The sequence below is a fragment of the Sphingorhabdus sp. genome (assembly GCF_029865925.1).
GTDB lineage: Bacteria > Pseudomonadota > Alphaproteobacteria > Sphingomonadales > Sphingomonadaceae > Sphingorhabdus_B.
In genome coordinates this window covers 1-12558 of sequence record NZ_JARXAI010000066.1, presented here as the reverse complement: position 1 = coordinate 12558, position 12558 = coordinate 1, and the positions used below count along the sequence as shown (strand labels likewise).

The window sequence follows — 12558 nt, the reverse complement described above, 5'->3', positions numbered from 1 at the left end:
ATAGCCTTCGCCCTCAAAAGCAATTTCACTGCCGGGAGCGATTGGCGCTGCGTCGGCCGCGCTGTTGAGACGGGTGGCAATCCATTCGCGCTTTTTTGCAACAAAATCGAGCGCCACATTGGTGGGCGTATAGGGCGGCATAGTTATGCGAATTTCGCGTTTGACCGCGTCGGCCCGCATTGAAATGCGTTTGGCGCGGTTGTTGCGATTGATGCGCACGGGTACGCGCTCGCCTTCGATATTTACCTCGGGATCAGAGAGGCTGTTCGACAATATGGTTTTCAAGCGGTCCAGCATGCAATTCCGATATTGCCCTACCTTTGACTGACATGCCAGCGTCATGAACTGTCTCGCGGCTACCGCTGATCAAATAATGCCATTTGGGCAATGGCTGGCCTGCGGCTCGCAGCACATAGGCGCAGGTTGACGGCAGCCATACATAATCGTCAATCTTATTTGCCGTGAGACTGAGGCAATCCGGCACCATCGCCTTGCGCCCGCGATAATCCGCACATTGGCAGGTCTTTAGGTCAAGCAATTTGCACGCGACATTGGTGGGATAAATGCGACCAGTGTCCTCATCTTCCACCTTGTTCAGGCAGCATTTGCCACATCCGTCGCACAAGGCCTCCCATTGCGCGCGATCCAGGCTTTCGATCGGGGCCTCCCAAAAAGGCGCGTTGGTCACATCAACGGACCCATTTGGCGAGTTCCGCCTCCACCAAATCCGGTGCGCCTTCATTGACATCAGTGTTCGGGACATCGGCTGGCATCAGTGCCAATGGCTCACCCTTAGGGCCCATCAGATATGGCGTCTGGCTATGGCTCATCAGGTAATTTTCGGGCGAGGAGCCTTCAACACGGCCTGAGTAAATGGCGAATTTCTTAGCAACTTCGGCAATTTCCGCCTCAGTACCAGTCAGGCCAATGGCACGCGGATGAAAGGCATTTACAAATTGCTTAAGAACTGTGCTCGTGTCGCGCAAAGGATCGACGGTAATGAAAATCGGCTGAATCTTTGCGCTAAGTTCCGGGTTCTTTTTCTCGTACGCTTTAAGGCCAGCCATCAAATTCTGCATATCGGGCGTGCAGATGTCCGGGCAATTGGTGTAGCCGAAATAGACAATGCGATACGAACCATCAAACTCCTTAAAACTGCGTTTTTTGCCATTCTGGTCGGTCAGTAGAAAATCGCCACCAATTTTCGCGCCTGCCAGCGGCGCCGCGCTGAGTGGTTGTTGGGACGGCGCAGAGTTACAGGCCGAGATAAAAAGGAGCGCCAAGAGCGCGAAAAGGGGAGTTTTGTTCATAGCGGGGCCAGACATGGTCTGCTAAAGGCAAGTTATCAAGCATATTGGATGTGAAAATGGTGCAGATTCTGTTGAAAAAGAATTTTTTTCTCAGCCTTACGGCTGGGCTTATCGTGCCTGCTGCTGTTGGCGTAGTCGCGCCTGCCGCGTACGCGCAGTTTTCGGACAGTTATAATTTCTTAAAAGCCGTCAAAGATCGCAAGGGGGAGGAGGCCGAAAAGTTTCTTTCCGAGCCTGGCAGTGTCATCATCAACACCCGTGACGGCAGCACCGGCGAAACAGCTCTGCATATCGTCATCCAGCGCCGCGATTCCACTTGGCTTGGCTATCTGTTGCAGAAAGGCGCAAACCCCAATCTCGCGGATAAAAAGGGCACCACGCCTTTGATGTTGGCTACACAATTGGGGTATGTGGATGGCATCGATTGGCTTGTCCGTAAAAAAGCATTGGTCGACCAAACAAACCGTTCGGGCGAAACTGCGCTTATCCTTGCGGTGCAACTGCGCAATCCGGAGGCCGTCCGCGCATTGTTAAAGGCAGGGGCAAACCCAGACAAAACTGACAGCCGTGCAGGATATTCGGCACGTGATTATGCCAAGCAGGATGGGCGTGCTTCGGCCATTGCCGCAATCATTGAAAGTAACGGCAAGGCCGATGCTGCGGCAACGACAAAACCGACTGAGTTGGATTTTTCAGGCATCGCATCGCCAAAATAGCCGGTTTGCGAAGCTTGGGCTTGGTGTGATTAGCCCGGTACAAACGTCATCGCGACACCATTCATGCAATATCGCTTACCTGTGGGTTTGGGTCCATCGTCAAACACATGACCAAGATGTCCGCCGCAGCGTGCGCAATGCACTTCAGTGCGTGGGATACCGATTTTATAGTCTGTCCGTGTGCCCACCCCGCCAGCTAATGGCGCATAAAAGCTAGGCCAGCCAGTTCCGCTTTCAAACTTTGTGGAGGATGAAAACAGCCGGGTCTGGCATCCGGTGCAGACAAAATTGCCCTTGCGCTTTTCGCTGTTCAGCGGGCTGGTAAACGGGCGCTCGGTGTCTTCTTGGCGCAACACGCGGTAAGCGGCTGGCGATAGGCGCTTCTTCCACTCCGTGTCGCTGAACGTGATAGCAAAGCGTGCCTTCGCCGTTGCGTCCTTACCACAACCGAAGACAAACGCAGCCGCGCCAACGCTCGCGAGGGACAGAAATCTACGTTTGCTCAGCTTCATGACATGTTCCTTGATAAGCTCTGCCTGTAACTATGCCGCAGAGGCCGAAAAGGTTCCCTATCAATAACGCGACAGTTCCACATCCATCTTGCGATAGCCATGTACGAAGCATCCCGAGACACGCTCGGGTTCGGCCACCACATTTGGTCGGAGGCGGCGCGCAGCCATTTCCTCTAGCAGAATGCGGATTTGCAATTCGGCAAGCCGCGCACCCACGCAACGGTGGATACCATAACCAAACGCCAAATGGCGCCGCGCATTCTCTCGGTCGACGATCAGCTTGTCGGGATTTTCGAACACGGTTTCATCGCGGTTGGCCGATAGGTACCACATGCCGATTTTGTCACCCGCTTTGATAGGGGCACCAAATAGGTCATGGGCTTGCGTTGCAGTCCGCCGCATATGCGCCAACGGCGTCTGCCAGCGGATGATTTCGCTGACGGCATTGGTGATGAAGGCCGGGTTCTTTTCAAGCTTCTCACGTTCGTCCTGAAAGCTGTGTAGACCATAAGCATAACCTGACATCGAGTTGCGCGTCGTGTCGTTGCCACCAACGATCAGTAAAATGAGGTTACCCATATATTCGAACTGGCTCATGTCCTTCATCGGCGAATGGATCATCCGGCTGATGAGGTCAGGTGCTTCACCCCGATTTTTGCGCTCTTCCCACAAATGCTGGAAATAGGCACCCATTTCGAACATTTTGGCGAGCCGCGCTTTGCGCGTTTCTTCCGTACGGACCAATTCGATGTCGCCCGCCCAATCGGACCATTCGGTCAGCTTGCGGCGATCTTCCCACGGGAAATCAAACAGCAATGCGAGCATCTGCGTGGTCAATTCAATCGAGACGAGATCGACCCAGTCAAAAGTTTCACCGACAGGGAGCGAATCCAGCAATTCGGCCGTGCGACGGCGAATATCAACGGCCATCCGGTCCATTTCACCGGGCGTGAATGCCGGCGCGATAACGCGGCGTTCTTCGGTATGCTTTGGCCGGTCCATTGCAATGAACATTGGCATGATCACTCTTTGGTCTTCGGGGATCGGTTCGGCGAGGGCGTTGTCGTCAATCAGCGTGATGCCGCCATGTTCGAAGGACGATGAATAGATATCGGGCAATGCCTCAACATGCTGTATCGCTTTCAGCGTCGTGACGTTCCAATAGCTGCCAAAGTCTGAGCCTTCGATTTTGTTAATCGGCGCCTGCTCGCGCATTTCTTTGAAAATGGGATGCCAACGATCCTCAACATAGATATCGGCCTTCGTCACATCCCAGTGATGCGGTGCCTGATTTACTTCGTAAGGTAACGAATCGCTCTCAATTATCGGGGCAGTTGCCATTTTTCTCGACTCCTCTGAGGTTGGAAAGTGCCACTACTGACAAAAATGTCAATCCAGTTTCGAACCGCAACTTATAATGCACCCGGCCTATTTTACCCGCGAACTTTGATGAAACCGAACAGCTTGCGCCCACCCTCTTCGGACACGCGGCCGGCGCTTCCCGACTTCATCACATTTTTCTTGAACAGATAGACGCCGAAACTCAGCAGAAGCACTGCAAACAACATCTGGCCAATGATCGCTATCGCATTATACCAAAAATGCTGCCTTCAGGAATTTTCAGGTCAACGCCATCGACTTCATGAAAGCCGTCGAATTGCTTTACGAGCCCCTTTGCCTCTATTGCATTCATTCTCTGATGTGCCACGGAGTGAGTGTAAGTGCTGAATAAGGTTGGCGTGTGAATAGAGACAAGACAAATCTGGTTAACATTTTGGAAGGACGCGCCAAGAGCGAGGGGTTTGTTGCCTTTGGCATAGCACCCGGCCACCTTGCACCGCGCGCTGGGGAACGCCTGCGCCAATGGTTGCAGGAGGGTTGCCATGGCGAGATGCTTTGGATGGAGAGCCGCGCCGATGAACGCGCCAATCCGGAGATCTTATGGCCCGACGTGAAATCTGTCATCATGCTGGGCATGAGCTACGCGCCGCCGCAGGACCCGATGGTACTGGCGGACCAAGGTGATCGCGCGCGGATTTCGGTTTATGCGCAAGGGCGCGATTATCATGATGTCGTCAAAGGCGCGCTAAAGCGGCTCGCGGGATGGCTGGCGCATGAAGCGGACGCTGGCGTGAAAGTCTTCGTTGATACCGCGCCTGTTATGGAAAAGGCATTGGCGCAAACGGCCGGACTTGGCTGGCAGGGAAAGCACAGCAATGTTGTCAGCAGGGAACATGGCAGCTGGCTATTCTTGGGCGCGATTTACACGACTGCTGAACTTGAACCCGCGATAGCAGCAGAGGACAGTTGCGGTTCATGCAGTGCGTGTCTGGACATTTGTCCCACCAACGCATTCCCAGCACCCTATCGTTTAGATGCGCGCCGCTGCATTTCCTATCTCACCATCGAGCATAAGGGGCCGATTGATCCTGAATTACGTCCCTTAATGGGCGATCACATTTATGGCTGTGATGATTGCCTTGCGGTCTGCCCGTGGAACAAGTTTGCCGAAGCGGCGGCTGCGCACAAGGCGTTCTTGCCGCGCGCTGAACTGGTGGCTCCCCAAATTGCCGATTTGCTTACTTTGGATGATGCCGCTTTTCGAAAGCTGTTTTCAGGATCGCCGATTAAGCGGATTGGCCGAGATAGGTTTGTGCGTAATGTCCTGATCGCCGCGGGCAATGGCGGCAATGCAGGGGTCATCGCGCAGGTCGAAACATTGCTGCATGACCCGGCCCCGGTTGTGCGCGGGGCAGCGATATGGGCATTGTCGAGGTTGTCGCCTGAGAAGCTTGACCGCAGGCGGCGGGAGTTATTGGCGGATGAGCAGGATCCGTCGGTGCGCGCTGAATGGGACATTGCAGCTGGCGATAGCGAGATGACTGCCCGCTAGCGGCGCTGCAATGCCTCAACGCACGAAGCCCGGTCTACTGCTGCACCGTCGCTTCTTCGCGTATCGACATAAGTGACGACTTCGCGTCCACCCTTGCTTTCGGGATAAAGAAAAGCGTCGAGGATGCATGGCTTGCCGACAAATTGTAACTTGCGGCCATAGACTTCGACAACATCAAGCCGCGGTTCGCCGAATTGGCGCTTCAATGCGCTGACATCCTTCCCAATCACACTCTCAAGACCGCGCGCGACGACACTAGGCCGCGCAGGAAAAGACACAGCGGTGCGCTCCACAGGTGCGGGGGGACGTGCCGCCGGGCGTGCCATTGGACGCGCCTCCTGCGCCGAAACGCTGCCAGCCAGCAGCAACGTCCCTAAAGTGAGAGGGATGGCTATTTTAATCATGATCTATTTCCAGAATGAACCAAATGAACGGCCATTGCTGTGGCCAAAACTGGCACGAGAAGATTGACGAACGGCACCAGCATTCCAGCGGTGCCAAGAAGACCAAGCATCAGCCGTGGCAGCTTGTTGATTGCGCCCTTCGACTTTCCGTGGCGTGCGATGAGCATATCTTCAAGGTCGCGACCCAGAAGCAACGCGTTGATCAGCAGAAAGGCAATGGCCGTGCCGACGCCTGTAAACAGCAGCAGTAAGTATAGGGGTAGAGCGAGCAAATTATAGCCAGCCACCCGCACAATGGACTTCATGCCCATTTCTATGCCCGCGCCAAAGCTTGGCCGTTTCCCGAAGGCGTCGTGCTGCGGATAAAATTGATCCTCCACGGCATCGATAATATCGTCGGCAAAAATCCACGTGATCGCGACCGAGACAACGCGGAACAACAGAGCGCCCGACAAGACGATAATAGCTACCGATAGGAATCCAGACCAAAATCCGCCATCATCGACATTGAACCAAGCGAACAGCCATTGTAGGGCAAACCACAGACCAACGCCCAGAGCGAGGAAGCTTATGATGGTCAGAAGGACCACTTTGACCATGACAGCGGCGATGCGCCGGTCAGATAGACTTTGGAACGAAAGCATCAGCGCTTGGATCATCGCGCCGTTCTAAAGCGCTTGCCGGAAATGTCCAACCCCACTAGGGCGCGCTTGGCTTAAATAGGGATTCTGATGACTGATACACGCTTCGACGTTCTCGCAATTGGCAACGCGATTGTGGATATCATTGCCGACACCGACGATGCGTTCATTGCAAGCGAAGGTCTGACAAAGGGCAGTATGCAGCTTATCGACGAAGCGCGCGCGCAGGCGTTGTATGCGCATATGGGGCCAGCCCGCGAAATCAGCGGTGGTTCGGCGGCCAACACCTTGGCGGGACTTGCACGGCTAGGGCACAAGACAGCTTTTATCGGGCAAGTTGCGACGGACCAGCTTGGCGAAGTGTTCGCGCATGACATTCGCGCAGGCGGCATTCATTTCGATATTCCTGCCCGCGACGGTGCGCCATCAACCGCGCGCTGCTACATATTGGTGACGCCCGATGCGCAGCGCACGATGAACACCTTTTTAGGGGCGTCGCAATATCTGCCTGCAACCGTGATCGACGAATCCTTGATCGAAAGTACCGCGATTCTGTATCTTGAAGGCTATTTGTGGGACCCTGAGGAACCACGTGCCGCGATGCGCACCGCGATTGACGTCGCGCGTGCGGCTGGCCGTAAGGTTGCCCTGACCTTGTCAGACGCTTTTGTGATTTCGCGCCACGGTCCAGATTTCTTGGCCGAGATGGAAGCTGGACGCATTGACATATTGTTTTCCAACGAAGTTGAAATCTGCGCACTGAATAACAGCGATGATTTCGAAGCTTCGGTCGCTGCCATCGCTGCCAAAGTCCCGTTGCTCGTGTGTACACGCGGCGAACATGGCGCCATTGCGGTCGAAAATGGTGTGCGCACTGAAGTGGGCGCTGAGCCTGTGGCGCAGGTGGTTGATACCACGGGTGCTGGGGATCTGTTCGCAGCTGGTGTGTTTGCGGGTCTTACGCAGGGCCGTCCTATGGCGGAATGCCTTACGATGGGTGCCATATGCGCGGCTGAAATCATTTCGCATTATGGCGCGCGGCCAGAAGCGGACATCGGTGATCTCGTAGCCAAACGGCTGGGTTAATTCCTTTTTTTGCGGAAAAGGACACGGTCCTCGGCTCCGAAGCCCCATCGCCAGATGATCCAACCATAAAGGCCAAGGATCGCAGGGACGCCAACCGTCAATTCTACCCATTCGAACCGAGCGGGCAGGCTGACAAATGCCATGCCAAGCAATGCCCCAGCCGCGACCGCGGCCAACAATGCCCAGCGTAAAACACGGATTCTATGCCCCAACAATTGCGACAAAAACCGCGACTTTACCAATGACCCAATACCAAGCGAGATCATGAGGCCACACGCAACGGCGGCGGCCTGATATAGGCCAACATATTCCGGCTTTACCGGTAAATCCTTGGCCAATTGGATGAGGCCGACGCTCACGAGCGCCTGCACGACCAGCATGCCGATCGAGATCAACAGGTTTCGGTGGCGCGCCATATAGACCAATGCGGACTCGCTCACGACCGCCGTGGCTGCCGCCACCTCAGCAGCGAGCAAAAAGGCAAGCGCCCCAGTGCCGCCAACAAATTCTGGTCCGATCAGACCCATGACCGCCTCACCAGGGATGCCGAGAGCTAAGGCGATTCCCGCCTGCGCGGCGATGATCCAGAAGCCGACTTGGCCGACCTGTTTGGCAATTTCGGTATAATTGCGCGTTTGCAAGTTCCGTGTGATGACAGGGCCCAAGATCGGATCGAAGCTGCTTTTCAGTTTCTGCGGCAAGCTTGCGACCTGTTGCGCAACATAATATATCCCGACCACGGCTGGCGAAGCGAACAGCCCCAATATGGCAAGATCAAGCCGCCGGCTCCCCCATTCGGCTGCATCTGCTGCTGCTAGCGGCAAATTCCGCTGCGCGATGCCCAGCGAGCGAGTCAGGCTTGGCCGCCAGCCGCGTGGCGCGCCATAGCTGCGCCATAATGGCCAAAGCGCGAAGAACAACGCAGCCACGAGCGACGCAACATACGCTAAGATCAATCCGTCACGCGCCGAGTAAAAATAAAACACGCCCGCAGCGATGCTGATTGTCCATGGCTCAACAACCGCGCGTGCGCGCAAGGATGACACAATGTCGAACTTATAGGCAAGCGCCGATAATGCGATGTCGGTGGCCACAATCGCAAAAATTGCCAAGGGCAAGAAACGGTCAAGTCCGGTTATCCCGCTGTTCGGAAACATCAGCTGCGGCAGCGCAATGAAAAAGGCAGCGCCCAATGCCGACGCTGCCATCGCCGCAAGCAAGGCATCTGCGATGATGTGTGTCTGTGGCCGGTCACCCTTTGACAAAAGCTCTGCCAAGCCGCGGCGTAAGCCAAGGGATGCGAGTTGCGCGGCAAATTCAACGATAAGCAAAGCATAAGCAAAGCGGCCTAGCGCTTCGGGGCCATAAAGCCGTCCCGCTATGAACAGGAAAGGCATCCGCGCTGCCAAGCGCAGTACAAACCCAAAGACATTCGTCCGCCCGCCCTTGGCAAGCGCTTGAATATCGTCTTCGTCGGTTCTGGCTGCGGTCAAGTGGTGCCTCTGTTGGGTAGTTAGCGGATTTGACCCGCCGTTACCAGCTTTCGGACTTGAGTGGACGGGCAAGTAATTCGGCAATAACCGAATCGACCGTGGCCGCGTTCGTCAACAACGCGCAAACGGCTGACACGATTGGCATTTCAACGCCTAAATCCGTTGCCGACTTCAAAAGCACTGGCGCTGTAAACGCGCCTTCGGCGACAGTTTTTCTATCGGCTAGCAAGCTTTCCGATGCTTTCCCTTGCCCAAGTCCACGGCCCAAGGAAAAGTTGCGCGAATTTTCCGAACTGCACGTCAGCACGAGGTCGCCAAGGCCGGATAGGCCAGCGAGCGTCTCCGCTTTTGCCCCGCGTGCCAGGCCATAACGCTGCATTTCGGCAAAGCCGCGTGCGATTAAAGCAGCCCGGGCATTCAGGCCAAGGCCTGCGCCGTCGACGACACCGCACGCAATTGCGAGCACATTTTTAACCGCGCCGCCAATTTCCGCACCCACCACGTCGTCGGACCAATAGGTGCGGAATGACGGTGTCGCAATTGCACGCATAAGGACCGCACCCAGCGCTTGATTTGCCGAAGCGAGGGTAACTGCGGTGGGCTTGCCAGCCGCGACCTCATGCGCAAATGTTGGCCCGGACAGCACCGCCAGCGGGTTGCGTGGCCGGACTTGCGCTGCGATGTCCGACATCAGCATTTGGGTGTCGGCCTCAATCCCCTTTGCACATAGGATAAGCGGCGCTTGTGTGTCGGGAAGGGCCGCCAGCGTTGTGCGCACATGCTGCGCGGGGGTTACGACTAACAGTGCGCCGCATTTTTCCATGCGCGTGAGATCGGCCGTTGCCTCGATTCGTGTTGATAATGCTGTACCTGGCAGGAAGATGGCGTTTTCATGCCGCGCGTTCACACTACGCACTACGTCTTCTTCGCGCGCCCAAAGCAGCACATGGTCATGGACTTGCGCCATGGCAGCGGCAAGCGCAGTGCCCCATGCGCCGCCGCCAATGATGCCGACCGGATAAATGTCTAAGCTCATGCTTTCACGCCTGCACCGCGTGCCGGCGTGGCATTGGGGTCAAGCGGCCATCGCGGCCGTGCAACAAAGTCCAAACCATCGGTCAGCCCCATCGCAAAACGCTCTGCGCCGGCCCATGCGATCATTACGCCATTATCTGTGCACAACCATAAGGGGGGTGCGACAAAGCGCATACCGCGCTGCGCAGCGAGCTTCTGCAGCATTTCGCGGATCGGCACATTGGCCGCAACGCCGCCTGCGACGACCAACGCTGCGGGCGCGTCAATGCGATCAAGCGTATATGTGATCCGGTCATACAAACAATCGATCACCGCCAATTGGAACGACGCGGCGATGTCCTCAATTTTAAACTGGTCGGTTGCATGTGCACGAAGAACTGCGCTTTTGAGGCCAGCAAAGGAGAAATGCGGTTCATCCGCACCTTTCAACGGACGGGGCAAGGGCACGTTGCCGGGGTTGCCCATGGCCGCAGCGCGCTCGACCGCTGGTCCACCGGGAAAGCCGAGGCCCAATATCTTTGCTGTCTTGTCAAATGCCTCTCCGACGGCATCATCAATAGTGGTCGCCAGCCGGTTGTAATCGCCGACGCCGTTGACCCGAAGCAACTGGCAATGGCCGCCCGACACGAGCAACAGAAGATAGGGAAATTGCAGATCGGCATCAATCAGCCGAGGTGACAAGGCGTGGCCCTCAAGATGGTTGACTGCGATCAACGGTTTACCGGACGCCATGGCGAGTGCCTTTGCCGTGACCAAGCCGACCATCACGCCGCCGATCAGGCCAGGGCCAGCGGTCGCGGCAATTGCATCGACGTCTTTAAGGGTCAGGCCAGCGTCTGCTAAAGCGGTCGCGACCAACGGCGTCATGAGCTCGGCATGCGCGCGGGCGGCAATTTCGGGGACTACGCCACCAAAGGCCCGATGATGGTCCTCTTGTCCAGCCAAGGCATGGCTTAGAATCGTCCTGTCGGAACGCACGATTGCTGCTGCGGTTTCGTCGCAGCTGGATTCAAGACCAAGGATGATTGCCATTCCGCTTTCCCATAGGTGGACGTGGCGTTATGAACAAGCCGCATGACAGTTTCTATATTCACAGCCCAACGTCCTTTACGTATCGGAACGCGCCGTTCTCCGTTGGCTTTGGCGCAGGCCGAGATGACGATGGCCGCGCTCAAAGCGGTCCATAATCTGCCCGATGACGCGGTGACGCTCTTTCCAATGTTGGCGACAGGGGATAAAATTCAGGATCGACCACTTGCCGATATTGGCGGGAAAGCCCTTTGGACCAAGGAGTTGGAGCGCGCGCTGATCGACGATCAGATCGATATTGCCGTCCATTCGATGAAGGATGTGGAAACATGGCGTACCGATATTTTCGTGATTTCGGCCATGCTCCCCCGCGCTGATGTTCATGACCGGTTGATTGGGGCGTTGGCGCTTGATGATCTTAAGCAAGGGGCGCGGGTCGGGACGTCTAGTCCCCGGCGTGCAGCCCAATTACAACGCGCGCGGCCTGATGTGCAGATCGTGCCATTGCGCGGAAATGTTGCGACGCGGCTTGCGCATATTGATGCAGGTGACGCAGATGCCACATTGCTCGCGGCTGCGGGGCTTGACCGTTTGGGCATGGCCGGCGTTGGCGCAAAATTGTCGCTCGACGCGTTTTTGCCAGCAGCGTCGCAGGGCGCAGTCGGCATTGATTGCTTGGCCAGCCGCGAAGACCTGATGCCCGTTATTGCCGCAATCAATGATACCGATACGTTTGTGGCCGTGAACGCCGAGCGCGATTTTCTCGCTGCCGTGGGTGGCAATTGCCATTCGCCAGTTGCCGCATTGGCGCGGATTGAAGGAATGCAGATCAGATTGCGCGCCGAAATTTTCACTGCCGACGGCAGCGAAATGCAGTTTGGCGAATGCCTATATGCGATTGGTAGCGATGGCGCGGCACAGCTTGCACAAGAATTGCTGGGTAAAGCGAGCGCAGATCTGCGGGGGATGTTCGCATCATGAAGTTGTTAATCATCCGGCCGCAACCTGGAGCGGATGCCACTGCACATCGCCTGCGTGCGGCTGGACATGCGGCGTGTCTCATGCCGCTGTTCGGCATTGAACATCTGCCGGTGCAGCGTGTGTTAGCGGAAGGCTATGATGCGATATTGCTGACCAGCGGCAACGCCGTGCGGGCAGCAGGGGAATACCTGACAGGCGATCACAATCTGCCGGTTTATGCGGTGGGCAGTGCTACTGCCAGTGCGTTGCACAAGCTGTCGGTGCCGGTTGCCAAAACGGGTTCGGAGGGCGTGCAAGCGCTGGTAGGGGCGGCTGGCGCGGATGGCCACAAGCGTCTGTTATGGCTCGCGGGCGAGGACTACACTGCTATCCCACAGTTAAACGGGGTCAGTATTGATATCGAAATCGTCTACCGAAGCGCAGCAGTCAGCACGCCAGATGACTTCGCGAGCAAGGTA

At 56.3% G+C, this 12558-nt stretch carries 15 protein-coding genes and 1 pseudogene; 5 read left to right on the top strand and 11 right to left on the bottom strand.

The window, feature by feature from the left end:
* The 3 genes and pseudogenes from QE270_RS06830 to QE270_RS06820 form a co-directional block, all read right to left on the bottom strand.
* Positions 1–273, bottom strand: a pseudogene (locus QE270_RS06830) (DUF45 domain-containing protein); the annotation flags it as partial.
* A complete protein-coding gene (locus QE270_RS06825; RefSeq protein ID WP_300037111.1) occupies positions 254–688 on the bottom strand; it encodes a YcgN family cysteine cluster protein in 435 nt (144 codons plus the stop codon). The pseudogene QE270_RS06830 and the gene QE270_RS06825, both read right to left, overlap by 20 nt.
* Position 689: 1 nt before the next feature.
* Complete coding sequence (locus tag QE270_RS06820; RefSeq protein ID WP_300037108.1) at positions 690–1310, bottom strand: SCO family protein; 621 nt, start codon at positions 1308–1310, stop codon at positions 690–692.
* Positions 1311–1381: 71 nt separating this feature from the next.
* Here QE270_RS06820 and QE270_RS06815 point away from each other — a divergent pair, with 71 nt between their 5' ends.
* Positions 1382–2026 carry an ankyrin repeat domain-containing protein gene (locus QE270_RS06815; protein ID WP_300037105.1) on the top strand — a complete coding sequence of 215 codons (645 nt, stop codon included), beginning with the start codon at positions 1382–1384 and terminating at the stop codon, positions 2024–2026.
* A gap of 29 nt (positions 2027–2055) precedes the next feature.
* Here QE270_RS06815 and msrB read toward each other — a convergent pair whose 3' ends face one another.
* The 3 genes from msrB to QE270_RS06800 all read right to left on the bottom strand — a co-directional run bounded on the left by msrB (position 2056) and on the right by QE270_RS06800 (position 4106).
* The gene (msrB, locus tag QE270_RS06810; RefSeq protein ID WP_300037102.1) at positions 2056–2538 is read right to left on the bottom strand and encodes a peptide-methionine (R)-S-oxide reductase MsrB; all 483 of its coding nucleotides are present in this window, start codon (positions 2536–2538) and stop codon (positions 2056–2058) included.
* 60 nt (positions 2539–2598) lie between these two features.
* Positions 2599–3879, bottom strand: coding sequence for a cytochrome P450 (locus QE270_RS06805; protein WP_300037099.1), 1281 nt, complete (start codon positions 3877–3879; stop codon positions 2599–2601).
* Positions 3880–3971: 92 nt separating this feature from the next.
* Positions 3972–4106, bottom strand: coding sequence for a hypothetical protein (locus QE270_RS06800; protein WP_300037096.1), 135 nt, complete (start codon positions 4104–4106; stop codon positions 3972–3974).
* A 173-nt stretch (positions 4107–4279) separates the two neighbouring features.
* Between QE270_RS06800 and queG the strand changes: the two genes are divergently transcribed.
* Positions 4280–5431 carry a tRNA epoxyqueuosine(34) reductase QueG gene (gene queG / locus QE270_RS06790; protein WP_300037093.1) on the top strand — a complete coding sequence of 384 codons (1152 nt, stop codon included), beginning with the start codon at positions 4280–4282 and terminating at the stop codon, positions 5429–5431.
* On the opposite strand, the gene QE270_RS06785 is transcribed toward queG, so the two are convergent.
* Positions 5428–5835, bottom strand: a complete 408-nt coding sequence (locus QE270_RS06785) for a hypothetical protein (RefSeq protein ID WP_300037090.1) — start codon at positions 5833–5835, stop codon at positions 5428–5430. The genes queG and QE270_RS06785 overlap by 4 nt on opposite strands.
* Positions 5832–6494, bottom strand: a complete 663-nt coding sequence (locus QE270_RS06780; RefSeq protein ID WP_300037087.1) for an EI24 domain-containing protein — start codon at positions 6492–6494, stop codon at positions 5832–5834. Before QE270_RS06780 ends, QE270_RS06785 begins: the two co-directional genes overlap by 4 nt.
* A 72-nt stretch (positions 6495–6566) precedes the next feature.
* Between QE270_RS06780 and QE270_RS06775 the strand changes: the two genes are divergently transcribed.
* Positions 6567–7562: an adenosine kinase gene (locus QE270_RS06775; protein ID WP_300037084.1), complete on the top strand. Its 996-nt coding sequence runs from the start codon at positions 6567–6569 to the stop codon at positions 7560–7562.
* On the opposite strand, the gene QE270_RS06770 is transcribed toward QE270_RS06775, so the two are convergent.
* Genes QE270_RS06770 through tsaD form a run of 3 tightly spaced genes read right to left on the bottom strand, consistent with a single transcriptional unit; the run spans position 7559 to position 11122 of the window.
* Positions 7559–9055, bottom strand: a complete 1497-nt coding sequence (locus QE270_RS06770; RefSeq protein WP_300037081.1) for an oligosaccharide flippase family protein — start codon at positions 9053–9055, stop codon at positions 7559–7561. The two genes, QE270_RS06775 and QE270_RS06770, sit on opposite strands and share 4 nt — an antisense overlap.
* Before the next feature lie 40 nt (positions 9056–9095).
* Positions 9096–10091 carry an NAD(P)H-dependent glycerol-3-phosphate dehydrogenase gene (locus QE270_RS06765; RefSeq protein WP_300037078.1) on the bottom strand — a complete coding sequence of 332 codons (996 nt, stop codon included), beginning with the start codon at positions 10089–10091 and terminating at the stop codon, positions 9096–9098.
* On the bottom strand, positions 10088–11122 hold the full coding sequence (gene tsaD / locus QE270_RS06760; protein WP_300037075.1) for a tRNA (adenosine(37)-N6)-threonylcarbamoyltransferase complex transferase subunit TsaD: 1035 nt from the start codon (positions 11120–11122) through the stop codon (positions 10088–10090). The genes QE270_RS06765 and tsaD overlap by 4 nt, the downstream gene beginning before the upstream one ends.
* Before the next feature lie 42 nt (positions 11123–11164).
* Here tsaD and hemC point away from each other — a divergent pair, with 42 nt between their 5' ends.
* Positions 11165–12100, top strand: a complete 936-nt coding sequence (hemC, locus tag QE270_RS06755; RefSeq protein WP_300037072.1) for a hydroxymethylbilane synthase — start codon at positions 11165–11167, stop codon at positions 12098–12100.
* A partial coding sequence (locus QE270_RS06750) for a uroporphyrinogen-III synthase (protein ID WP_300037069.1) occupies positions 12097–12558 on the top strand: 462 nt, incomplete at its 3' end. The genes hemC and QE270_RS06750, both read left to right, overlap by 4 nt.

Coding starts and splice junctions, on each gene's coding strand:
- QE270_RS06820 (WP_300037108.1), bottom strand. CDS start 1,310: ATGAACAAAACTCCCCTTTTCGCGCTCTTGGCGCTCCTTTTTATCTCG.
- msrB (WP_300037102.1), bottom strand. CDS start 2,538: ATGAAGCTGAGCAAACGTAGATTTCTGTCCCTCGCGAGCGTTGGCGCG.
- QE270_RS06805 (WP_300037099.1), bottom strand. CDS start 3,879: ATGGCAACTGCCCCGATAATTGAGAGCGATTCGTTACCTTACGAAGTA.
- QE270_RS06800 (WP_300037096.1), bottom strand. CDS start 4,106: ATGTTGTTTGCAGTGCTTCTGCTGAGTTTCGGCGTCTATCTGTTCAAG.
- QE270_RS06785 (WP_300037090.1), bottom strand. CDS start 5,835: ATGATTAAAATAGCCATCCCTCTCACTTTAGGGACGTTGCTGCTGGCT.
- QE270_RS06780 (WP_300037087.1), bottom strand. CDS start 6,494: ATGATCCAAGCGCTGATGCTTTCGTTCCAAAGTCTATCTGACCGGCGC.
- QE270_RS06775 (WP_300037084.1), top strand. CDS start 6,567: ATGACTGATACACGCTTCGACGTTCTCGCAATTGGCAACGCGATTGTG.
- QE270_RS06765 (WP_300037078.1), bottom strand. CDS start 10,091: ATGAGCTTAGACATTTATCCGGTCGGCATCATTGGCGGCGGCGCATGG.
- tsaD (WP_300037075.1), bottom strand. CDS start 11,122: ATGGCAATCATCCTTGGTCTTGAATCCAGCTGCGACGAAACCGCAGCA.
- hemC (WP_300037072.1), top strand. CDS start 11,165: ATGACAGTTTCTATATTCACAGCCCAACGTCCTTTACGTATCGGAACG.